At 63.6% G+C, this 20,176-nt stretch carries 22 protein-coding genes; 14 read left to right on the forward strand and 8 right to left on the reverse strand.

Annotated features, from left to right (window positions below):
• Window positions 1–67 precede the first annotated feature (67 nt).
• The 11 genes from ruvX to rsmA all read left to right on the forward strand — a co-directional run bounded on the left by ruvX (window position 68) and on the right by rsmA (window position 12,310).
• On the forward strand, window positions 68–526 hold the full coding sequence (gene ruvX, locus AC0L7I_RS14460) for a Holliday junction resolvase RuvX (protein ID WP_473397133.1): 459 nt from the start codon (window positions 68–70) through the stop codon (window positions 524–526).
• Complete coding sequence (locus AC0L7I_RS14465; RefSeq protein ID WP_473397134.1) at window positions 523–1,437, forward strand: AEC family transporter; 915 nt, start codon at window positions 523–525, stop codon at window positions 1,435–1,437. Before ruvX ends, AC0L7I_RS14465 begins: the two co-directional genes overlap by 4 nt.
• Before the next feature lie 60 nt (window positions 1,438–1,497).
• Entirely contained in the window at window positions 1,498–2,439 is a 942-nt protein-coding gene (locus tag AC0L7I_RS14470) for an aspartate carbamoyltransferase catalytic subunit (RefSeq protein ID WP_473399161.1), read from the forward strand.
• Entirely contained in the window at window positions 2,436–3,728 is a 1,293-nt protein-coding gene (gene pyrC / locus AC0L7I_RS14475) for a dihydroorotase (protein WP_473397135.1), read from the forward strand. Before AC0L7I_RS14470 ends, pyrC begins: the two co-directional genes overlap by 4 nt.
• A 241-nt stretch (window positions 3,729–3,969) precedes the next feature.
• Window positions 3,970–4,860, forward strand: coding sequence for a glycoside hydrolase family 5 protein (locus AC0L7I_RS14480; protein ID WP_473397136.1), 891 nt, complete (start codon window positions 3,970–3,972; stop codon window positions 4,858–4,860).
• A 72-nt stretch (window positions 4,861–4,932) separates the two neighbouring features.
• Window positions 4,933–5,550: a glycerol-3-phosphate 1-O-acyltransferase PlsY gene (plsY, locus tag AC0L7I_RS14485; protein ID WP_473397137.1), complete on the forward strand. Its 618-nt coding sequence runs from the start codon at window positions 4,933–4,935 to the stop codon at window positions 5,548–5,550.
• Window positions 5,547–6,659 carry a DNA-processing protein DprA gene (gene dprA, locus AC0L7I_RS14490; protein WP_473397138.1) on the forward strand — a complete coding sequence of 371 codons (1,113 nt, stop codon included), beginning with the start codon at window positions 5,547–5,549 and terminating at the stop codon, window positions 6,657–6,659. Before plsY ends, dprA begins: the two co-directional genes overlap by 4 nt.
• Before the next feature lie 173 nt (window positions 6,660–6,832).
• Window positions 6,833–9,022, forward strand: coding sequence for an LPS-assembly protein LptD (locus tag AC0L7I_RS14495; RefSeq protein WP_473397139.1), 2,190 nt, complete (start codon window positions 6,833–6,835; stop codon window positions 9,020–9,022).
• Between the two features lie 163 nt (window positions 9,023–9,185).
• On the forward strand, window positions 9,186–10,430 hold the full coding sequence (locus AC0L7I_RS14500; RefSeq protein ID WP_473397140.1) for a peptidylprolyl isomerase: 1,245 nt from the start codon (window positions 9,186–9,188) through the stop codon (window positions 10,428–10,430).
• A gap of 75 nt (window positions 10,431–10,505) precedes the next feature.
• On the forward strand, window positions 10,506–11,477 hold the full coding sequence (gene pdxA, locus AC0L7I_RS14505; RefSeq protein WP_473399162.1) for a 4-hydroxythreonine-4-phosphate dehydrogenase PdxA: 972 nt from the start codon (window positions 10,506–10,508) through the stop codon (window positions 11,475–11,477).
• Window positions 11,474–12,310: a 16S rRNA (adenine(1518)-N(6)/adenine(1519)-N(6))-dimethyltransferase RsmA gene (gene rsmA / locus AC0L7I_RS14510; protein ID WP_473397141.1), complete on the forward strand. Its 837-nt coding sequence runs from the start codon at window positions 11,474–11,476 to the stop codon at window positions 12,308–12,310. The genes pdxA and rsmA overlap by 4 nt, the downstream gene beginning before the upstream one ends.
• A gap of 139 nt (window positions 12,311–12,449) precedes the next feature.
• Here the strand turns inward: rsmA and AC0L7I_RS14515 are convergent, their stop codons facing one another.
• The 8 genes from AC0L7I_RS14515 to fabD all read right to left on the reverse strand — a co-directional run bounded on the left by AC0L7I_RS14515 (window position 12,450) and on the right by fabD (window position 18,671).
• On the reverse strand, window positions 12,450–12,665 hold the full coding sequence (locus tag AC0L7I_RS14515) for a hypothetical protein (RefSeq protein ID WP_473397142.1): 216 nt from the start codon (window positions 12,663–12,665) through the stop codon (window positions 12,450–12,452).
• Window positions 12,666–12,717: 52 nt separating this feature from the next.
• Window positions 12,718–13,359, reverse strand: a complete 642-nt coding sequence (gene gmk, locus AC0L7I_RS14520; RefSeq protein WP_473397143.1) for a guanylate kinase — start codon at window positions 13,357–13,359, stop codon at window positions 12,718–12,720.
• Entirely contained in the window at window positions 13,349–14,236 is an 888-nt protein-coding gene (locus AC0L7I_RS14525) for a YicC/YloC family endoribonuclease (protein ID WP_473397144.1), read from the reverse strand. The genes gmk and AC0L7I_RS14525 overlap by 11 nt, the downstream gene beginning before the upstream one ends.
• Window positions 14,233–15,261: an endolytic transglycosylase MltG gene (mltG, locus tag AC0L7I_RS14530; protein WP_473397145.1), complete on the reverse strand. Its 1,029-nt coding sequence runs from the start codon at window positions 15,259–15,261 to the stop codon at window positions 14,233–14,235. Before mltG ends, AC0L7I_RS14525 begins: the two co-directional genes overlap by 4 nt.
• Before the next feature lie 65 nt (window positions 15,262–15,326).
• Window positions 15,327–16,613 (reverse strand): beta-ketoacyl-ACP synthase II, encoded by a 1,287-nt coding sequence (fabF, locus tag AC0L7I_RS14535; protein WP_473397146.1) that lies wholly within the window; start codon window positions 16,611–16,613, stop codon window positions 15,327–15,329.
• A 17-nt stretch (window positions 16,614–16,630) separates the two neighbouring features.
• Window positions 16,631–16,864, reverse strand: coding sequence for an acyl carrier protein (locus AC0L7I_RS14540; protein ID WP_045698220.1), 234 nt, complete (start codon window positions 16,862–16,864; stop codon window positions 16,631–16,633).
• Between the two features lie 114 nt (window positions 16,865–16,978).
• Complete coding sequence (gene fabG / locus AC0L7I_RS14545; protein WP_473397147.1) at window positions 16,979–17,716, reverse strand: 3-oxoacyl-[acyl-carrier-protein] reductase; 738 nt, start codon at window positions 17,714–17,716, stop codon at window positions 16,979–16,981.
• Entirely contained in the window at window positions 17,709–18,671 is a 963-nt protein-coding gene (gene fabD / locus AC0L7I_RS14550; protein ID WP_473397148.1) for an ACP S-malonyltransferase, read from the reverse strand. Before fabD ends, fabG begins: the two co-directional genes overlap by 8 nt.
• Window positions 18,672–18,879: 208 nt before the next feature.
• Between fabD and rpsF the strand changes: the two genes are divergently transcribed.
• The 3 genes from rpsF to rplI are packed head-to-tail and all read left to right on the forward strand — an operon-like array spanning window position 18,880 to window position 20,092.
• Window positions 18,880–19,218 (forward strand): 30S ribosomal protein S6, encoded by a 339-nt coding sequence (gene rpsF / locus AC0L7I_RS14555; RefSeq protein WP_473397149.1) that lies wholly within the window; start codon window positions 18,880–18,882, stop codon window positions 19,216–19,218.
• Between the two features lie 14 nt (window positions 19,219–19,232).
• A complete protein-coding gene (gene rpsR, locus AC0L7I_RS14560; RefSeq protein ID WP_335595431.1) occupies window positions 19,233–19,490 on the forward strand; it encodes a 30S ribosomal protein S18 in 258 nt (85 codons plus the stop codon).
• A gap of 11 nt (window positions 19,491–19,501) precedes the next feature.
• Window positions 19,502–20,092 carry a 50S ribosomal protein L9 gene (rplI, locus tag AC0L7I_RS14565; RefSeq protein ID WP_473397150.1) on the forward strand — a complete coding sequence of 197 codons (591 nt, stop codon included), beginning with the start codon at window positions 19,502–19,504 and terminating at the stop codon, window positions 20,090–20,092.
• The last annotated feature ends 84 nt before the right edge of the window (window positions 20,093–20,176 follow it).

Genomic DNA, 20,176 nt, shown 5'->3' on the forward strand with positions numbered 1-20,176 from the left:
GGCTTGATACGGTTGCGCCCGAATACGCGATAGGCAACGCGGCTTCAAGGCGCTATGTGAGCCGCCTATGCCCGTTACAGACCTCGCCTCCCTGCCGCGCACCGGCGTCCTTCTCGGCATCGACCCCGGTTCCAGGACCCTGGGCGTCGCCGCAACCGACGGAATCCGCATGCTCGCCACGCCCGTCGAGACGATCCGTCGTGGCAAGACGCTTGCGCCCTCCCTCACCCGCTTGTTCGAGATCTATGACGAGCGCAAGGCGGTCGCCCTGATCATCGGCCTGCCGCTCAACATGGACGAGACCGAAGGCCGGCGCGCCCAGTCGTCCCGCGCCCTCGCCTACAATATCCTGCTCAAGCGCGATGTGCCGATTGCCTTCCAGGACGAACGCCTCTCCAGCGACGAGGCCGAGAGCGTGATGCAGGAGGCCTCGATACCGGCCAGGCGCCGCGCTGAAATGATCGACGCCACCGCCGCTGCGATCATCCTCAAGTCTGCCCTCGACCGCCTGGAGCGCCTCGCGTGAGCGGATTTCTCTACGCACTGCTTCCCGTTATTGCGATTGTCGCGCTCGGCCACCTCCTGTCGGCCCGCAACTGGATTCCCGCCGAAAGCTGGCGCGCCATCGAACGCCTGTCCTATGTCGTCCTGTTTCCGGCGCTGATCGTCAGGACGCTGGCGAATACGCCCTTCGAGACCGCGCCATGGCGCCTCGCGGCCGCGCTGATCCTCGCCCAGCTGGTGCTGGGCGGCATCGGCCTCCTCGCCCGCTTCATGCCCAATATGAGCCGGCCTGCTGTCGGCACGGTCATCCAGTCGAACGTGCGCTGGAACACGATGATCGGCCTGTCCATCGGCAGCCTCCTGTACGGACAGGAGGGCCTCGCGCTCGTCACCATCGCGGCCGCCGTGATGATCCCCACTGCCAATGTCCTCTCGGTCTACGCCCTGATCGCCCATGCCGAGACGCCCCATGGCCCGGCCCCGAAGCCGCTTCTCGCGCTGTCTCGCAACCCCATCGTCCTCGCCTGCGTGTTCGGCATCGGCCTCGCTGCCGGCAATGTCGAACTGCCCCGGCTCGCTGACGACATGCTGCGCATTCTCGGAGATGCCGCCCTCGCCCTCGGCCTCCTGTCCGCCGGGGCCGGGGTCGATCTCTCCGCCCTGAAGCGCGCCGGGCCGCGCACCCTCGTCTGGTCATTGGTCCGCCTTCTCGGCCTGCCGGCCCTCGCGATTGGTTTCGGCCTCGCCTTCGGCCTGTCCGGCATGGCCCTGACCATCGCCGTGATCTGCGCCGCCACGCCAACGGCTACCAGCTCCTACATCCTGGCCCGCGAACTTGGCGGCGATGCCCCGCTCGCAGCCAACCTGATCGCCGTCCAGACCGTTCTGGCCATGCTGACTCTGCCACTGCTCTACCTGCTGGTCAGCGGCTGAGACTTGCGAACGGCCGGAATCGCGCCTAAACCGCCACAAATCGAAAGGGCCTCCATGGCAATGGCGGGATACACTCACAGCTTCGATCACGAGCATTTGCTGGGAATCGAAGGCCTTCACCCTCTAGACATCACGCACATTCTGGATCTGGCCGACCGCTATGCGGACGCCACCCGCGCCGGAAAACGCGCCGATCCGGTCCTCACCGGCCGCACCGTGGTGAATCTCTTCTTCGAGAATTCCACCCGCACGATGAGCAGTTTCGAGATCGCTGCGAAACGCCTCGGCGCCGATGTTATCAACATGCCGGTCGCCCAATCCAGCGTGAAGAAGGGCGAAACGCTGATCGATACGGCGATGACGCTGAACGCCATGAAGCCGGACGTGCTGGTCATCCGCCACTCGGCCTCCGGCGGCGCCAAGCTCCTCTCGCGCAAGGTCGACTGCGCCGTCATCAATGCCGGCGACGGCACCCACGAGCATCCGACACAGGGCCTGCTCGACACGCTCACCATCCGCCGCGCCAAAGGCCGGGTCGAAGGCCTGAAAGTCGTCATCTGCGGCGACATCGCCCACAGCCGCGTCGCCCGTTCCACCACGATGGCCCTCCACCTGCTCGGCGCCGAGGTCCACCTCTGCGGTCCCCGCACGCTCCTGCCCCCCGGCACGGAAACCTGGGGCGCGGCCAGTGCCACGACCGATTTCGACGCCGCCCTGAAGGGCGCCGACGTGGTGATGATGCTTCGTCTTCAGCTGGAACGCATGGACGGCGCCTTCCTGCCCAGCCGACGCGAATATTTCCGTTATTTCGGCCTCACGGCTGATCGCCTCGCGCTCGCCCTGCCGGACGCCACGGTCATGCACCCCGGCCCGATGAACCGTGGCATCGAAATCGAAAGCGCCATCGCCGACGGGCCTCAATCCGTCATCACCGAACAGGTGGAGATGGGCGTTGCCGTCCGCGAAGCCGTGCTTGACCTTCTGGCGGGGACAAACCGATGAGCCTATCGATTTACAATGCCCGCCTGCTCGACCCAGCAACCGGTCTCGACGAACCGGGCGCAATCTTAATCGACAAGGGCAAGATCAAGGATGTCGCCAGGGGCCAGTCAGGCCCTCATCCCGATGCGAAGGAAACCCTCGACGCTGGCGGCCTCTGCCTCGCTCCGGGCCTGATCGATTTGCGCGTCAAGACCGGCGAGCCCGGCGACGAGCAGAAGGAAACCCTCGCCACGGCCTCGCGCGCCGCTGTCGCGGGCGGTGTCACCAGCTTTGTTGTCATGCCCGACACGCGCCCCACGATCGATGATGTTGCGCTCGTGCGCTTCATCCGCGAACGCGCCCGCGAAACTGCCAAGGCCCGCATCTATCCGGCCGGCGCGCTGACCGTTGGCCTCGGCGGCGACCTGATGGCCGAGATCGGACTGATGGCTGACGCAGGCGCCATTGCGTTCACCAATGGCGATACGCCAGTCGCCAACGCCTCGATCATGAAGCGTTCGATGGTCTATGCCGCCAGCCGTGGCGCATTGGTCATGTCCCGTCCAGACGACCGGGCCTTGAGCGGATCAGGCGTGATGAATTCCGGTGCCCTCGCCGCCCGCATCGGCCTGTCGGGCATCCCCGTCGAAGCCGAGTGGATCGGCGCTGCCCGCGATGTGATGCTTGCGGAATCGACCGGGTGCAGGCTCGTGCTCGATCAGGTCTCTACGGCCCGCACGCTGGAAATCGTCGCCGAAGCGCGGGCACGCGGCGCGAAAGTCCACGCCACGGTCGCCGCCCATACCCTGTTCTTCAACGAGCGCGACGTCGGCGATTACCTCACCTATTGCAAGGTCAACCCGCCCTTCCGCGACGAGGACACGCGCCAAGGCCTGATCACCGCCCTGAAGCGCGGCGAAATTGACGCGGTCGTCTCGGCCCACGATCCCCAGCCGCCGGAAGAAAAGCGGCTGCCGTTCGGCGAGGCCGCCTTCGGCGCTGCGGGGCTCGAAACCACGCTCGCCGCACTCATGAGTCTGGTCACTGATGCCGGCCTGCCGCTACTGGACGCTCTCGCGCCCGTCACCTGCCGCCCAGCCGACCTGCTTGGCCTGCCCCAGGGCCGGCTGAAATCCGGCACACCGGCCGACCTCATCCTGTTCGATCCCGGCAAGCCATGGCTCTGCGAACGCGAGCACCTGCGATCGCGCTCGACCAATTCGCCATTCGATGGGCGGCGCCTTCAGGGACGTGTCATGCGTACGTTTGTTGGCGGCGAAACCGTGTTCGAATTCATGCCGGTTTCTTGAAGCCAGATAGTGCCGGGACACGTCCCGAAAAGAGGCCTGGCGGCGAGGCGCACCCGCTGCTGGGAGACATCGCGTTGACCGCGCGCTACCATGCTGTCACATCGGTTGCATGGGTATGCTGCGCAAGAGACTAGGCCGGGCTACATTCGCGCTCGCGTGCGCATTGATTTTCAGCACGGCAAGCACCTCCATTCCGGTTGCGACACCTTACGAACCGCCAATGCCGCCTATTCAACGGTGCATGAACTTGAGCAGCGCGCTCGAGGCGGCCTATGAAGGCGAGTGGGGTTACGCCGTGCGGCGCGAGGATATCGACCGCCTCGCAGATGCCGGCTTCGACACGATCCGCCTACCGGTGCGCTGGTCGGCTTTCGCGGGCAATTGGGGCCGCTACAAGCTGGACAAGAAGATGCTCGCTCGCACCGACGAGATCATCGACTATGCGCTGGCACGGGATATGAACGTCATCCTGAACGTTCACCATTATTACGACCTGAATATCCGGCCCTCGCGGCATGAAAGGCGGCTCGAGGCCATCTGGAAACAGCTCGCAGCGCACTACGAATCCTATCCGGACTCGCTGATCTTCGAAGTCCTGAACGAGCCTCACACCAAGATGACTCCCCAGCGGACCGACTCGCTGAACAAGCGTATCGTCCGCAAGATCCGAAAGACCCAGCCCGAGCGCTGGATCATCCTGGCCACAGCGGAATGGGGAACCCTCGACGGCCTCCTGCAAAGCCAGCCGCCACCCGACCCCCGCATCATCCTGTCCTGGCACTATTACGAACCGTTCGTCTTCACGCATCAAGGTGCGGAATTCTTCAGGCCGACCCCGCCCGTCGGTACAAACTGGGGCGACGCGGCCGACGTCGACCGCATCGCCATGGACTTTCGCCTCGCTGCGGCTTTCCGGGACAAGCATAACCTGCCGCTTCTGCTCGGCGAATTCGGCGTGTTCGACGCTGCGCCGGTCGAGCAGCGCGCAAAATGGATCGGCAGCGTCCGGCATCTCGCCGAGGCAAACCGGTTCGGCTGGTGTCACTGGGGCCTGTCGTCGAACTTCCGGTCCTATGATGCCGACAATGAAGCCTGGATCGAACCGGTGCGGGCGGCTTTGCTGGACGATTGATCCTTAGGCTCTTGCCGCACGCAGGTGCTGTTCGTACACCATCTCCAGAAGACACCAGAGGGAGACGACGGCATGCAAGCATCCATCGGGTATGGCGCGGCTGTGGCCTGCGGCTATCTCGCAGGCTCGATTCCGTTTGGCCTGCTGATTACCCGAGCGGCTGGCCTGGGCGACATCCGGGCCATCGGCTCTAAAAGTATCGGCGCAACGAATGTGCTGCGCACCGGTCGCAAGGACCTCGCCCTTGCCACGCTCCTGCTTGACAGCTTCAAGGCAGGGCTCGTCGCATTCGCGTTCACGTATGTCTTCGGTCGCGAGATCGGTTTCGTTGCCGGCGCCATGGCCTTTGTCGGGCATTGCTATCCCGTCTGGCTCGGTTTCAAGGGCGGCAAGGGCGTTGCCACCTATGCTGGCCTCCTGCCGTTTACGAGCTTGCCGGGTTTCTTCGTGGCTGCGCCCGTCTGGCTCATCGTCTTCGCGATCACACGGATCTCGTCACTGGCCGCCCTGACAGCTGCCGTGCTGGTCCCGCCCGGTGCCTGGCTCCTGGGGGAGCGCAATACGGTCGTCCTCACTGGACTGACCCTTCTGTCCCTCTTTGTGTTCTACACGCACCGCGCCAATCTTTCCCGTCTCCTTAAAGGCACCGAGCCACGCTTCGGCTCGCCCAAGGCCAAACCGGAGGCATGAACCTGGTGCCGGTCCTGCCCGACAGTGAGCGGCACGACTGGATCCGCCTCGCCCGCACGCAGAATGTCGGCCCTGTCACATTCGCACAATTGCTGAAACGCTTCGGCAGCCCCTCCGCCGCCCTCGACGCCCTGCCTGAGATCGCCCGCCGAGCCGGACGGCGCCGTCCCATAGTCGCGCCTTCAATCGACGAAATTGACGCCGAGATCGAAGCGACACGCGCCTACGGCGCCCGTATCGTGGCGAGCTGCGAGGCGGACTTCCCGCCCCTCCTGCGCACTCTGGCCCCACCCCCGCCCATCCTTACCCTCCTGGGCCGGGCGCCCCTCGCCGCACAGCCCACGGTCGCCATTGTCGGCGCCCGCAACGCGTCCGCAGCCGGGCGCAAGCTCGCCCGCGACATCGCTGCCGGCCTCGGCGCAGCGGGCCTTGTCACCGTGTCCGGCCTCGCGCTTGGCATAGACGGCGAGGCTCACGCCGCCACCCTGCGCACGGGCACCATCGCCGTCCTTGGCGGCGCCATCGACCATGTCTACCCGCCCCAGCACGAGCGCCTTTACGCCGAAATTGCTGCCGAAGGCCTCATCGTTTCAGAAAGTCCCTTCGGCTACCGCGCCAAGGCACAGGACTTCCCCCGCCGGAACCGCATCATCACGGGTCTTTCACGCGGAGTCGTCGTCGTCGAAGCCGCCGAACGCTCGGGATCGCTGATCTCGGCCCGCATGGCCGGTGAACAGGGCCGCGAAGTCATGGCCGTGCCGGGATCGCCGCTTGATCCGCGCGCCACAGGCACAAATGCCCTTATCTATCAAGGTGCTTCACTGGTCCGGCATGCGGCGGACGTGCTCGAAATTCTCTCGTCGCTCAGCTCCGGGCACGTCTCTGCGCCTCCTGCACACCCTTTCGAGCCCGAATCCGGCGACGAGCCCCTCCCGGAGAGCCAGCTCGCCAGTGTCCGCGAAGCCCTCTCGCCCCATCCGATGCCAATCGACGAAATCGCCCGCGCCAGCGGCCTCGGTGCCGCGCGTTGCGCAGCAATCCTTGCAGAACTGGAGCTTTCAGGCGAGGCGATCACCTTGCCGGGAGGTCTCGCGGCCCGGGTGGTTTGACTCAGGCCGCGCCTGTGTCGCGAAAACACCGCCCGGCACAGGAAAATGCCGCCACGAGCCGCCGATGGCTGGACGATCCGGGCCATCACCTCTAAGCCTCCAGTCAAATCAATGAACCCGGCGCAGGCACACAGTGCCTTTCGATGCGCAGATGTGACTGAGGTAACCCCGACTTGGCGAACTGGCTCCACTACGCCGCTGCATTGGGTCTGGTGACATCCGGGGCCCTGTCTGCTCATGCGCAGGAAACCGTTTCCATCACCCAGCCGACATCCGAGGCAGAGGAGCACGTCGTCCTCGAGGCCGACTATATCTACGAAATCCGGGACGAAAACAGCATCGTTGCCGAAGGCAATGTCGAGGCCTTGTATGAGGGCCGCGTCCTTCGCGCCGACCGGATCATCTACAACAAGACAACCGACCGCGTGCGCGCCACGGGCAATGTCGTCATCGTCGACCCTGACGGCTCGCAACAGTTCGCCGACGAGATCGAGGTCAATTCCAACCTTGAAGACGGCTATGCCATCGGCTTCTCCGCGCGCCTGCCTGATGGCGCAACCGTGGTTGCCAATTCCGCGATCCGGCAGTCAGACGGCATCAACGCCCTCGAACAGGCGGTCTACACGGCCTGCCCGGTCTGCGACGAACGCACCACGCCCACCTGGTCCCTTCGGGCCCGCCGCACCGTGCTCGACCAGGAAAGCCAGATGATTTCCTACCGCGACGCCGTGTTTGAAGTGCTCGGCATACCGGTCTTCTACTTCCCCTATCTCGCCCATCCCGATCCGACATCCGAACGGCGGTCCGGATTCCTGGTGCCATCGGGCGGTGTGTCCTCGAAGCTCGGAACCTTTTACCAGCAGCCCTATTACTGGGCGCTCTCGGAATCGTCTGACGTCACGATTGCCCCCATGGTCAGCGCCAACGTCAATCCGCTTCTCGAACTCGACATCCGCAAGCGGTTCTATTCCGGCGGAATCAAGATCAATACGAGCATCACCAACGAAGCCAATTTCGACAGTGACGGCGAGAAGTTCGGCGACGAGAAATGGCGCGGCCACCTCTACGGCAAGGGCCTGTTCGCCATTTCGCCGGAATGGCAGTGGGGCTTCGGTGTCGAAACCCAGACCGATGACCTGTTCGATCGCCGCTACGACATCGACGGCCAGGGCGAACGCCGCGGCCTCTACAAGAGCCAGCCGCGACGCCTTCTGTCGCAACTTTTCGCCGTCGGCCAGGGCGACGCCTATTACGCCGACGTGGCTGTGCTCGACTTTCAGGGCCTGCGGGAAAACGACACTGACGGCGCCCTGCCTACGGTCGCGCCCGTCTTCTTTGGCGAAAAATACTGGGACCTCGGCGATTACGGCTTCGCTGCCGTGAATGTCTCGTCGGCCGTGCTGACACGTGACATCGGCGCCGACAGCCAGCGCATCAGCGTCGGCGGCGACTGGAGCAATCTCAGCGTGCTGCCCGGCGGTTTCACCTTCAAGCCTTTCGCGGAAATCCGGGCCGACTATTATGCCCTTGATGAGGCCGTTTCGGGCGAGCCGGACGTCTCGCGCGCCGTCGGCAATGCCGGGGTAAAAATTGCCTATCCCCTGGTCCGTCCGGGCAAGGTGGTCGACATCATGGTCGAGCCCGCGATCATGGCCGCCTGGGGCTTTTCCAACGCCAACGATTCCGCCATTCCGAACGAGGACAGCGAGCTCTATGAATTCGACGAAGGCAGCCTGTTCGAGGCCAATGGTTTCGGCAATTACGATCTCTATGAAGGCGACGGCAAGGCGTCGGCCGGCGTCACCGCCCGCGCCGTGTTCAAGAACGGTCCCGAATTCAGCACGACTCTCGGTCGCCGCTGGCGGTCGCGCACAGACCCGAATTTCGATGTCGCCAGCAATCTCGACGGCACGTCGTCCGACTGGGTCGCCGAGTCCACGGCCGATTTCGGCCAGGCCTTGCGCGTCGACACCCGCGTGCGCCTCGATGATGACGGCCTCAAGCTGAACCGTATCGATGCCCGGCTGACGACCAATTACAAGCGCCTGCGCGCAGTCGGCCAATATTACAATATCAACGAACGCATCAGCCCACGCGGCCGCCCGGACGAGGGCATTTTCCTGCGCGGCGAGCTGCGTGTCACCGACCGCTATTCGCTGGTCTACGGCCAGTTGCGCGACATCACCGCAAACCTCAATGCGAAGCGGGAAGTCGGCATCGCCTATGAGGACGACTGCTCACGCTTCGAGATCATCTACCAGCGCTCGGAACTGGTCGACCGCACGCTCGGTCCGTCGGAAAGCTTCCAGTTCCGCTTCTCGCTCAAATCCATCGGAGATTTCGGGTCCAGCGAATTTGACTGATTCGGCCAGGCGCCCGGCGCGGGGCGTTGCGGCACGCCACACTAATTTTCTGTAACGATTCAGGGATCGCTGCCCTGATCCGTTGCACCCATCGACAGGACTTGTATGGTCCGAAACAGTTGCATGAATTGGGGCCCGGCGGGGTACTCAGTGGAGAAGATACATGATCCGTCAGTTACTTGTTGCTGCTTCCCTGTTCGCAATGTCCGCTACAGGCGCGGCCATGGCCCAGGACGCGACGGAATCCGCCCGTCTGCCACTTGAGGGCGTCGCCGCCGTCGTCAACGACAAGCCGATCTCCTTTTCGGACGTCCGCCAGCGTGCCCGCCTCCTCCTGCTCAGCGTCGGCGGCCAGCAGCCGACCACCGAACAGATCCAGCAGATCACCGGCCAGGCGCTGGAACAGCTCATCGATGAGAGCCTCCAGCTCGAGAAAGCATCTGAATTCGACATGGAGATCGATCCCCGCGAAATCGCCGGCGCCGTCGAGGACATGGCGCGCCAGGGCGGCACCACCGGAGACCAGCTCAAGGCCCAGCTGCTGGAGGCCGGGGTCAATCCCGCCAGCCTCGAAGAGCAGATGCGCGCCGAAATCGCCTGGAACCGTGTGATGAGCGGCCTCTACGGGTCGCGCATCCGGGTGTCAGACAACCAGGTTGACGACCAGATGGAGCGCATGCGGTCGGCGTCGAAAAAGACCCAGTATCGTGTGTCCGAAATCTTCCTCTACGCGCCCGATGATACGTCCCGCGCCCAGGCCATGACCGCCGCCACGGCCGTGATTGAACAATTGAAGCAGGGCGCCGACTTCCGCGTGGCCGCCCAGCGCATCTCGTCCGCCCCCACCGCCGCGACAGGCGGCGACATGGGCTGGATTTCGCCGGAAGATCTCGCACCGCAACTGGCCGAGGCCGTGGCATCCGCCGCGGGGCCCGGACTGCTCGAACCGGTCGAAGTGGAGACCGGCGTCTACATCCTCCTCGTCGCCAACAAGCGCGAGCCGAGCCAGGCCGTGACCAAGGTCAACCTCAAGCGCCTGTATGTGTCCGACGGCTCTGAGGCCGACCTCAAGGCCGCCATGGACAAGATCAAGACGTGCGACGACGTGCAGAGCATCGCCAACTCAAAGACCAATTTGCGGTCGGCTGACCTCGACGAGATCAATGTCGACGAACTGGGTCCGGAAGGCCGCGATCTCGTCATGGCCACCGAAGTCGGTCAGGCGACCGACATCTTTGCCGCGTCTGGCGGCCTGGCCGTCATGTATGTCTGCGGCCGTCAGGACGGCGCTGAGGCCCTGCCCTCGCGCGACGACCTCAAGGGCAGCCTGAAGAACCGCGAGCTCGGCATGATTTCCGAACGCGAGCTGCGCAACCTCCGCCGCGACGCCACGATCATCTACCGATAGGGCTTGCGCAGGCGGTCTTTTGCAACCACACCTCCGCGCGTGAGCCAAGAACCTGTCCTGCCCCTAGCCCTGACCATGGGCGACCCTGCCGGGTGCGGCCCTGCCATCACGGCAGAGGCGTGGCGTCGGCTTCGCGCTGAAACAGACCCCGCCTTCTATGTCATCGGCGCGCCGCACCTCTATGCTGCAAATGTGCCCGTCCGCGAGATCGCCTCGCCGGATGAAGCCGTCGCCGTGTTTGCCGATGCCCTCCCGGTTCTCGCCCTCACCGACGTGCCGGAAATCCGCCCCGGCGATCCCAATCCGGACGCCGCCCCGGCCATCATCCGCTCCATCGCGATGGCCACGGGCCACGCCCTCGACGGCCTTGCCGGCGGCCTCGTCACCAACCCGATCAACAAGGCCCTGCTCTATGGCGCCGGCTTCGCCTATCCGGGCCATACCGAATATGTTGCCCATCTCTGCGCCGAGCCGAATGCCCAGCCTCCGCGCCCGGTGATGATGCTGGTCGGTGGCGGCCTGCGCGTCGCACTCGCAACCATCCACATGCCGCTGATGCAGGTCGGCAAGGCATTGACCGTCTCCGGCCTTGTCGCGCTCGGCCATATCGTGGCGCAGGCCATGCAGCAGGATTTCGGCATTCCCGCGCCGCGCCTCGCCTTTTCCGGCCTGAACCCGCATGCGGGCGAAGACGGCACGATTGGCGACGAGGAACTGAAAATCATCAACCCCGCCGCCCATGCCCTGCGCCTGTCCGGCATCGACATCTCGGACGCCCGCCCCGGCGACACCGTCTTCGCCGAAGCTCTGTCCGGCCGGTTCGATGCGGTGATCGCCATGACCCACGACCAGGGCCTGATCCCGGTCAAGACACTGGACTTCTGGGGCGGCGTGAATGTCACGCTCGGCCTGCCCGTCGTCCGCACCAGTCCCGACCATGGCACGGCCTATGACGCCGCCGCAGCAGGCACGACGCGCCCCGACAGCCTCATCGCGGCCTTGCGCCTCGCTGCCGCCATGGCCCACGCCAGAAGCCAGACAACATGACCGACCCGAACCGCCCTGACCTCACAGACGCCCCGGCCCGCAAGGCGCTCGGCCAGCATTTCCTGTTCGATCCCAGCATCCTCCACCGCGCCGCCACCGCCGCCGGTCCGGTCAAGGGCCGCGTCGTCATCGAGGTCGGTCCCGGCCCCGGCGGTCTCACCCGCGCCCTGCTCGACGAGGGCGCCGCCAAAGTCATCGCGGTTGAAGCTGACCCTCGCTTCGCCGAAGCGCTGCTTCTCTGGCCCGAAGCCAAAGACGGCCGCCTCATCGTCCTCCAGAAGGACGCCCGCAAGGTCAATTTCGAGAAACTGGTCATCGAGGCGGGCGCAACCGAGCCTGCCATGATCGTCGCCAACCTGCCCTACAATGTCGGCACGCCGCTGCTCGTCGGCTGGCTCAAGGCGGGTGACTGGCGCGGCGAGATGGCGCTGATGTTCCAGAAGGAAGTCGCCGAGCGCATCTGCGCTGCGCCGAACACATCCCATTATGGCCGCCTCGCCGTCCTCGCCCAGTCGGCCACACGGCCCCACATCGCCTTCACCCTGCCGCCCGGCGCGTTCCGCCCGCCGCCCAAGGTCGACAGCGCCGTCGCTGTGCTCGAGCCCTTGCCCGCAGGCCAGCGTTTCGAACATATCGACCTCCTCGAACAGGTCACCGGCGCCGCCTTCGGCCAGCGCCGCAAGATGCTCCGTGCCGCCCTCAAACCGCTGGCCAAGAAGCGCGGCATGAAAGCCGCCGACTGGCTCGAAAGCGTCGGCATCGACCCGACAGCGCGCGCGGAAACGCTATCGCAGGATGACTTCCGCCGCCTGGCGGCGAGCTTGGCGAAATAGGGCGCTGCCTTCCCCCCTCTCCCTTCGGGGAGAGGAGCAGGGGTGAGGGGCCACCGAATTTTCAGTAAGCATCGGCACCTGCAGCGATGCCATTGTCCCTCATCCCGGACCCCTGTCCCAAGGAAGAAGGGAGCAGGCCCTACTTCCCGTCAAACGGCTCGATGACGATATCGGTGACTTCCTCGAACGTGCCCGAGCGGTCCATCCCGCCGCGGATCACGTACCAGGCGACGGTGATGAGAAAGGCAAACGGCAACAGCCAGAGCAGCCACACGGCCTTGGCCTTTGGGCGCGGCGGCGAAGCGGGCGACTCGGGCACGGGTCCGTCCGTCTGCGGTTCATTGTCATTTGTCATGCGTGTGCCTATTCGGGGAAGACTTGCAAAACATTGTTATGGTTGGTCGGCATCAGGATTCTCCGAGGAGAAGCCGGACATGGTCGTCAAGGTCCAGCTGGCGCAGCCGTTTCAGGCGCTCGACCAGCAGGATCCGGCGCAGGCGCTGGTATGCCTCTTCGAGACTGTCATTGATGATCGCATAATCGTAGCGCCGCCAGTGCATGATTTCACGGCGCGCATCCACCATCCGCCGCGCCACGTCTTCTGGCGTGGAGCCAAGGCGCGCGGCCAGGCGAGCCTCAAGCTCTTCGATGCTCGGTGGCAGGATGAAGACGGAAACGACGTCATTCGGCATCTCGTCATGCAGGGCATCGGCGCCCTGCCAGTCGACGTCGAACAATATGTCCTCGCCGCTCTCTAGCTTCGCCACCGTGTCGGCGCGCGGGGTGCCGTAATACCTGTCGAACACATGCGCCCATTCCAGGAACTCGCGGTTCGCAATCATCTTCTTGAAATCGTCAACCGACTTGAAATGATAGTGCTGGCCATCGACTTCGTTCGGCCGTGGCGCGCGCGTCGTCGCAGACACCGACAGGTTCACGTCGTCGAACTCGTCCAACAGCTTGTGCGACAGAGTCGTCTTGCCTGCGCCCGACGGGCTCGACAGGACGAGCATCAGCCCCCTGCGCTTTCCCATTTGCTCATTCGACATTCGCGGCCTGCTCCTTGAACTGGTCAATCACCCCTTTGAGGCCGAGTCCCGCATTCGTCAAATCGAGGCTGACAGATTTCGAGCAGAGCGTATTGGCTTCACGGTTGAGTTCCTGCGCCAGGAAATCCAGTTTCCGGCCCGCCGGAGAGCCACCGGCGAGAAGATCTCGCGCGCCGGAAAAGTGCGCCGCCAGCCGGTCGAGTTCCTCGCGGACATCCGCCTTCGCCGCGCTGAGCGCGATTTCCACGGCGGCCCGGTCTGCATCCACCCGGCCTTCCGTGTCGAGTTCGTCCAGCTGTTTTTGCAGCCGCGCCTTCAGCAGGCCGGGTTGGGCCTCGGCCAGTTTTGCAGCCGCGGCGGCAAAGCTCTCCATCTCGCCGACAAGGCCGGTCATAATGCCAGTCAGGGACTCGCCTTCAAGCTTGCGCGCAACGGCGAGCTCCTCCAGCGCCGTTGCGACCGCCTTGGACAGGAGACCGGTCACGGCCGCGTCCTGCGCCAGTTCCCGCAGCGAACTGCCGCCGGTCTCGACCACGCCCTTGAGCGTCATCAGCGTGGCGATCGCTTCGCCCGACAGGCCAGCGCCGTGGATCGCCTGCGCCGCATCGGTCAGCGCCGCCAGCAGGCCCTCATTCACGGTCACCGTCTCGTCGCCCGTGCTCATGTCGATGCGCAGGGAGACCTGCAGCGAGCCCCGGCTGAACAGTTTCGAGGCCGCGGCTTTTACCGACCGTTCCAGCGCATCGAAGCCCGGCGGCGTATTCACGCGCACATCCAGGCTGCGCCCGTTGACGCTCTTGGCCTCCCAGGCCCAGCTTCCCCATGCCGCTTCACCCGCGACGCGGGCAAAGCCGGTCATGCCGGACAATTCACTCATTCCTCAGCCCTCTCCCGCGCAATCTCTTCGCGCTCATATTTCCGGTAGGCCGCCACATTGCGATTGTGCTCGGCCAGCGTCTTGGCGAAGAGATGCCCCCCTTTGCCGTCAGCCACGAAGAATACGTACTCTGTTTCGGGTGGGTTTAGCACCGCGGCAATTGCATCTCGCCCCGGATTGCAGATCGGCGTCTTGGGCAGGCCATCGATCTGGTACGTGTTCCAGTCCGTCTTCCGGTCGATTTCGGAGCGATACAGCGTGCGCCGGTTGCCGGCCTTGTTGTAGAGCGGTTCGCCCTGCGAGACGCCGTAGATGATGGTCGGGTCGCTTTCCAGCCGCATGCCGCGCTTCAGGCGCGTCGTGAACAGGGCCGCCACCTCTGGCCGCTCCTCCGCATTGCCGGTTTCCTTCTCGACCACGGAGGCGAGGATCACCGCCTCATACTGGTTGGCCAATGGCAGGCCTTTCTGTCGCTTGGGCCACAGGTCCTTCATCAGGTCATCCTGCGCCTTGGCCATCTGGGCGATCAGCTTCGCCCGGGTCATTCCGCGATGATAGAGATACGTGTCCGGCAGGAGGCTGCCCTCGGCAACCGGCAGTTCCGGCATGGGACCGACCAGGACCGGGTCAGCCTCGATGAAACGCAGCAATTGCGCCGTCGTGCGCCCTTCCGGCAGCGTGATCTTGTGCATCACAGCCTTGCCTTCGACCAGGATATCCAGAACCTCACCCAGGCTGGCCTGCGGTTCGATAGCGAATTCGCCCGTTTTCAGCCCCGTCTCCGTACCATCGATTCGGGCCTTGAGACGCATCAGCCAGGCCGACCGAATGACCCCGTCTTTCTCAAGCCGCGCTGCGACGCTCAGCATGCCCTCGCCGGGCGCGACAACAACAAGTGCTTCAGCGGGCAATGGGCCATCCTTGGCCACTTCGTTCTCGAGCCACATCCAGCCCGCACCGGCCACGGCGCCCGCGAGAATCACAATCGCTACAACAAGCGACAACAAGCCTTTGATGAACTTCATGGAACGCCTCACACGAATCCCGGCAATGCCAGCTTACATGCCCGCCCCTGCCCGGCGATAGTGGCCTATTTCACTTCCCGGATCACCAGAGATGCATTGGTGCCGCCAAAGCCGAAACTGTTCGACATGGCAGCGCGCACGCGGCCCTTCTTGGCCTTGTGGGGAATGAGATCAATCGGCGTCTCGAAACTCGGATTGTCGAGGTTCAGCGTCGGCGGCATGACCTGGTCGCGGATAGCCAGCGCACAGAACGCGGTCTCGATGGCACCGGCAGCTCCCAGAAGGTGGCCGACAGCCGACTTGGTCGACGACATCGACAGGTTCTTGGCATGATCGCCATAGGCCCGCTCGACTGCTCCCGCCTCGCCTTCATCGCCCTTCGGCGTCGACGTGCCGTGGGCGTTGATATAATCGACTTCGGTCGGATCAATTCCGGAATGTTTCAGTGCCATTTTCATGGCGCGGTAGCCGCCTTCGGCGCCTTCAGCCGGTGCGGTGATATGATAGGCATCACCCGTCAGGCCATAGCCCGAGACTTCAGCATAGATTTTCGCGCCGCGCGCCTTGGCGTGCTCGTACTCTTCGAGCACCAGCACGGCTGCGCCGTCACCCATGACGAACCCGTCGCGGTCCTTGTCATAGGGACGCGAGGCCTTCTCGGGCGTATCGTTGAAACTTGTAGACATGGCCTTCGCCGCGCAGAAACCGGCAATGGCGATGCGGCCGATCACTGCTTCGGAACCGCCAGCGAGCATCACGTCGGCATCGCCATACTTGATGAGGCGCGCGGAGTCGCCGATCGCATGTGCACCCGTGGCACACGCCGTCACGACGGCATGGTTCGGGCCCTTGAAGCCATGCTTGATCGAGACTTGCCCGGAAGCAAGGTTGATCAGGGCGGACGGGATGAAGAACGGGCTCACCTTGCGCGGGCCATGCTCGTGCAGGGTAACGGCCGTATTGTAGATCGATTCCAGGCCACCAATGCCGGAGCCGATCATCACGCCAGTGCGCTCGCGGCTCTCGTCATCTTCGGGACGCCAGTTGGCATCCTCAACGGCCTCTTCCGATGCCGCAATGGCATAGAGGATGAATTCGTCGATCCGGCGCAGCTCCTTGGAGGAGACAAACTTGTCCGGATCAAACGCATGAGGATCGCCTGCCCCACCGCCGCGTCCGTTGGTCCACGGCACCTGGAACGCGATCTTGCACGGCATATCCTCCGGGTCGAAGACGTCGATGCGTCCCGCTCCGGATTTTCCAGCAATCAGGCGTTCCCAGGTTGCCTCGCGCCCGAAAGCGAGCGGAGAGACAATCCCGATACCCGTTATAACAACGCGGCGGTCAGACATGCAGTTACAGCCCTGTTTTAGACGTGGGCTTTGATGTGAGTCACCGCGTCACCGACGGACCGGATCGATTCCTGCACATCGTCTGGGATTTCGATGTTGAATTCTTCTTCGAAGGCCATGACCAGTTCGACCAGGTCCAGCGAGTCTGCGCCGAGATCGTCGATGAAGCTTGCGCTCTCAACAACCTTGTCGGCATCCACGTCGAGATTATCGACTACGATTTTTTTAACACGCTCAAGAACGTCAGACATGAACACCTCTCTAGATATGTCCGAAAACCGGTTCACTTCTGAACCATTGTGTTGCGCCTAGCACACACTTGGCGAAAGCGCCAAGCCCTAGTAGCAACAGTGACAGTAGCGAAATCAGATCATTGCCATACCGCCATTCACATGCAGCGTTTGCCCCGTAACATAAGAGGCTTCGCTGGATGCAAGGTACACCGCTGCTGCAGCGATGTCTCCACCCTGCCCCAGTCGGCCAGCCGGAATGCCCCCGAGAAGTGCCTCTTTCTGGGCGTCCGGCAGCCCGTCCGTCATCGGCGATTCGATAAAGCCGGGAGCAATCGTATTGGCGGTAATGCCCCGGCTGGCGACTTCCTGGGCGATGGATTTGGTGAAACCGATCATCCCGGCCTTCGACGCACAATAATTGGTCTGGCCCGGATTTCCCGTCACACCCACGATCGACGTGATGCCGATAATGCGGCCATAGCGGCGCTTCATCATGCCCCGAACGACGCTCTTGGTGAGACGGAAATAGCTGCCAAGATTGACCTGCAGCACATCGTTCCAGTCGTCGTCCTTCATCTGGATCAGCAGCTTGTCGCGTGTGATGCCTGCATTGGCAACAAGGATGTCGAGCGGACCAACAGCTGCTTCTGCACGGCTCACAAGGCCGTCCACGGCATCCGCATCAGACAGGTTGCAGGTCACGACGGCACTCTCGCCCTTCAGCGTGCCTGCCACCTCTTCAAGAACGTTCTCGCGCGTGCCCGACAGCGCGACTTTCGCGCCCGCTTCCGACAGTGCTGTGGCAATCGCACGGCCGATGCCGCCCGATGCGCCGGTAACCAGGGCCGTCCGGCCGGTGAGATCAAACATGGGCTTCTCCCTTTATAAAGGCTGCGAAGGCTTCAAGATCTTCGGGTGTCCCGAGCGTGAAGCCGTTCAGTGATTTCTCGATACGTCGCTGCATGACAGTCAGAACCTTTCCGGCGCCCGCCTCGGCGGTGGTCGTCACGCCCTTGCCGACCATGAACTGCACGCTCTCGGTCCAGCGCACCCGGCCTGTTACCTGATCGACCAGGTTCTGGCGGATCGTGTCCGGGTCGCTGGTTGCAGACGCCGAAATATTCGCCACGATGGGCACGACAGGCGCGTTGATCATCACACCGGCAAGTGCTTCGGCCATGGCGTCGGCGGCTGGCTGCATCAGCGAGCAATGGAAGGGCGCAGACACATTCAGCGCCATCGCCTTCTTGACCCCATTCGCCTTGGCATGCTCGCAAGCGGCGTCAATCGCGGCCTTGGAACCCGACAGGACCAGCTGGCCCGGCGCGTTGTCATTGGCGATTTCGCACACACCACCGATTGCCCGGCCGGCTTCACACGCCGCTTCCGCCTGGGCGACATCAGCGCCGAGAAGCGCCGCCATGGCGCCTTCGCCCGCCGCCACTGCACCCTGCATGGCATTGCCCCGAATGCGCAGCAGGCGGGCTGTATCTGCCAGGCTGATCGCCCCGGCAGAAGCCAGCGCGGAATATTCGCCGAGGGAATGGCCGGCCACAAACAGGGCGTCAGCTGCCGACAGGCCGAAACCTGCTTCCAGCGCTCGCATCGCAGCCACACTATGAGCCATCAGCGCGGGCTGCGTGTTCGCCGTCAGTGTCAGTTCGGCAATGTCGCCGTCCCACATCAGTTTCGACAGGTTCTGGCCCAGCGCTTCATCGACCTCCGCGAACACGGATTTTGCGGCCGGGAAGGCATCCGCGAGCGCTTTGCCCATACCGATTTCCTGGCTGCCTTGCCCCGGGAATATGAACGCCAGTCCTGTCATCGAGATTTCCTCCAGATTTTTGTCGTGCCTACTGGGGCTCGCCAATGTGTGCAAGCGCTTGAAATCCGCGCCAATATAGGCTTAAGACGCGCCTTCACACGCAGGGATGCGGTCCTCATTAGCCCGGAATGAGCCGGACGAAGAGGGGCCATCGCCAGTCAGTTTCCCGCTGCCTAGCGCCGCATGCCTCATTTTTGGGAATAAAAACATGGCACTATATGAGCACGTCGTGATCACACGACCTGACATTTCGCCGGCACAGGTCGACACATTTGTCGAAGAACTGTCCGGCTTCCTCAAGGAAAAAGGCGCAACTGTCGGCCGCACCGAATATTGGGGCCTGCGCAACCTTGCCTATCCGATCAAGAAGCAGCGCAAGGCGCACTATTCGCTCCTGAACATTGACGGCCCTGCCGACGCGATCCACGAACTGGAACGCCGCCTGCGCATTTCCGACGACGTGATGCGTTACATGACAATCCGCGTCGAGTCGCACAGTGACGAGCCTTCGGCTGTCCTGTCGCGCAAAGAACGCCGTCGCGACTAGAGAGGACAGGACACATGGCTCAGAAACTGAACATCACGAACATTCCTGCCCGTCGCCCGTTCGGTCGTCGCCGCAAGGTCGACCCGTTTACCGGCCAGCACGCTCAGGAAATCGACTACAAGGACGTGAAACTGCTGCAGCGCTACATCTCTGAAAAAGGGAAAATCGTGCCCAGCCGCATCACGGCCGTAAACCTCAAGAACCAGCGCAAGCTTGCCCAGGCGATCAAACGCGCCCGCATGCTGGCCCTGCTTCCGTTTGAAGTGAAGTAGGAGACACCGACATGCAAGTGATCCTTCTCGAACGCGTCGAGCGCCTTGGAAAGATCGGAGACGAAGTCTCCGTGAAAAACGGCTTCGCACGCAACTTCCTCATCCCGCAGGGCAAGGCCCTTCTCGCAAACGACAAGAACCGTGCGCGGTTCGAAGCCGAGCGTGAAGTCATCGAACAGCGCAACGCCACGGCGCGTGCTGCCGCCCAGACCGACGCTGAAAAGCTTGAAGGCCAGGCCTTCACGATGATCCGCCAGGCTGGCGACACCGGCCAGCTCTTCGGTTCGGTCACCGCGCGTGACATCGCCCAAGCAGCTTCCGACGCCGGATTCAAGGTGCCGGTCAGCGGCGTTCGCCTCGACAAGCCGATCAAGGCGATCGGACTCTATGACGTCTCCATCCGCCTCCATGCGGAAGTGACCGTCAGCGTGCAGGCCAACGTGGCCCGTTCGACGGAAGAAGCCGAGCGTCAGGCCAAGGGTGAGGACATTGTCGCCGCCCTGCAGGAAGCCAACGCTGCCTTCGCCAACGAACAGGCCAGCGAACTGAAAGAGGCTGCGGCCGAACTTTCCGACATGATCGGCGGTTCGGACGAGGAATAGTCCTCCGTCGCTCAGGCGAAACCCCAACAAGAAGCCGCAGCTTTCCACAGGCTGCGGCTTTTTTTGTGACTCGCTTCAGGCCAA

Source organism: Hyphomonas sp. J20-32, assembly GCF_055808555.1.

Excerpts from the sequence above, each read along its gene's own strand:
- rpsF (WP_473397149.1), top strand. The coding sequence starts at position 18,880 with ATGGCACTATATGAGCACGTCGTGATCACACGACCTGACATTTCGCCG.
- AC0L7I_RS14500 (WP_473397140.1), top strand. The coding sequence starts at position 9,186 with ATGATCCGTCAGTTACTTGTTGCTGCTTCCCTGTTCGCAATGTCCGCT.
- ruvX (WP_473397133.1), top strand. The coding sequence starts at position 68 with ATGCCCGTTACAGACCTCGCCTCCCTGCCGCGCACCGGCGTCCTTCTC.
- fabD (WP_473397148.1), bottom strand. The coding sequence starts at position 18,671 with ATGACAGGACTGGCGTTCATATTCCCGGGGCAAGGCAGCCAGGAAATC.
- fabF (WP_473397146.1), bottom strand. The coding sequence starts at position 16,613 with ATGTCTGACCGCCGCGTTGTTATAACGGGTATCGGGATTGTCTCTCCG.
- AC0L7I_RS14470 (WP_473399161.1), top strand. The coding sequence starts at position 1,498 with ATGGCGGGATACACTCACAGCTTCGATCACGAGCATTTGCTGGGAATC.
- rpsR (WP_335595431.1), top strand. The coding sequence starts at position 19,233 with ATGGCTCAGAAACTGAACATCACGAACATTCCTGCCCGTCGCCCGTTC.
- rplI (WP_473397150.1), top strand. The coding sequence starts at position 19,502 with ATGCAAGTGATCCTTCTCGAACGCGTCGAGCGCCTTGGAAAGATCGGA.
- pyrC (WP_473397135.1), top strand. The coding sequence starts at position 2,436 with ATGAGCCTATCGATTTACAATGCCCGCCTGCTCGACCCAGCAACCGGT.
- AC0L7I_RS14480 (WP_473397136.1), top strand. The coding sequence starts at position 3,970 with ATGAACTTGAGCAGCGCGCTCGAGGCGGCCTATGAAGGCGAGTGGGGT.
- mltG (WP_473397145.1), bottom strand. The coding sequence starts at position 15,261 with ATGAAGTTCATCAAAGGCTTGTTGTCGCTTGTTGTAGCGATTGTGATT.
- pdxA (WP_473399162.1), top strand. The coding sequence starts at position 10,506 with ATGGGCGACCCTGCCGGGTGCGGCCCTGCCATCACGGCAGAGGCGTGG.
- plsY (WP_473397137.1), top strand. The coding sequence starts at position 4,933 with ATGCAAGCATCCATCGGGTATGGCGCGGCTGTGGCCTGCGGCTATCTC.
- AC0L7I_RS14515 (WP_473397142.1), bottom strand. The coding sequence starts at position 12,665 with ATGACAAATGACAATGAACCGCAGACGGACGGACCCGTGCCCGAGTCG.
- gmk (WP_473397143.1), bottom strand. The coding sequence starts at position 13,359 with ATGTCGAATGAGCAAATGGGAAAGCGCAGGGGGCTGATGCTCGTCCTG.
- AC0L7I_RS14525 (WP_473397144.1), bottom strand. The coding sequence starts at position 14,236 with ATGAGTGAATTGTCCGGCATGACCGGCTTTGCCCGCGTCGCGGGTGAA.
- dprA (WP_473397138.1), top strand. The coding sequence starts at position 5,547 with ATGAACCTGGTGCCGGTCCTGCCCGACAGTGAGCGGCACGACTGGATC.
- fabG (WP_473397147.1), bottom strand. The coding sequence starts at position 17,716 with ATGTTTGATCTCACCGGCCGGACGGCCCTGGTTACCGGCGCATCGGGC.
- AC0L7I_RS14540 (WP_045698220.1), bottom strand. The coding sequence starts at position 16,864 with ATGTCTGACGTTCTTGAGCGTGTTAAAAAAATCGTAGTCGATAATCTC.
- rsmA (WP_473397141.1), top strand. The coding sequence starts at position 11,474 with ATGACCGACCCGAACCGCCCTGACCTCACAGACGCCCCGGCCCGCAAG.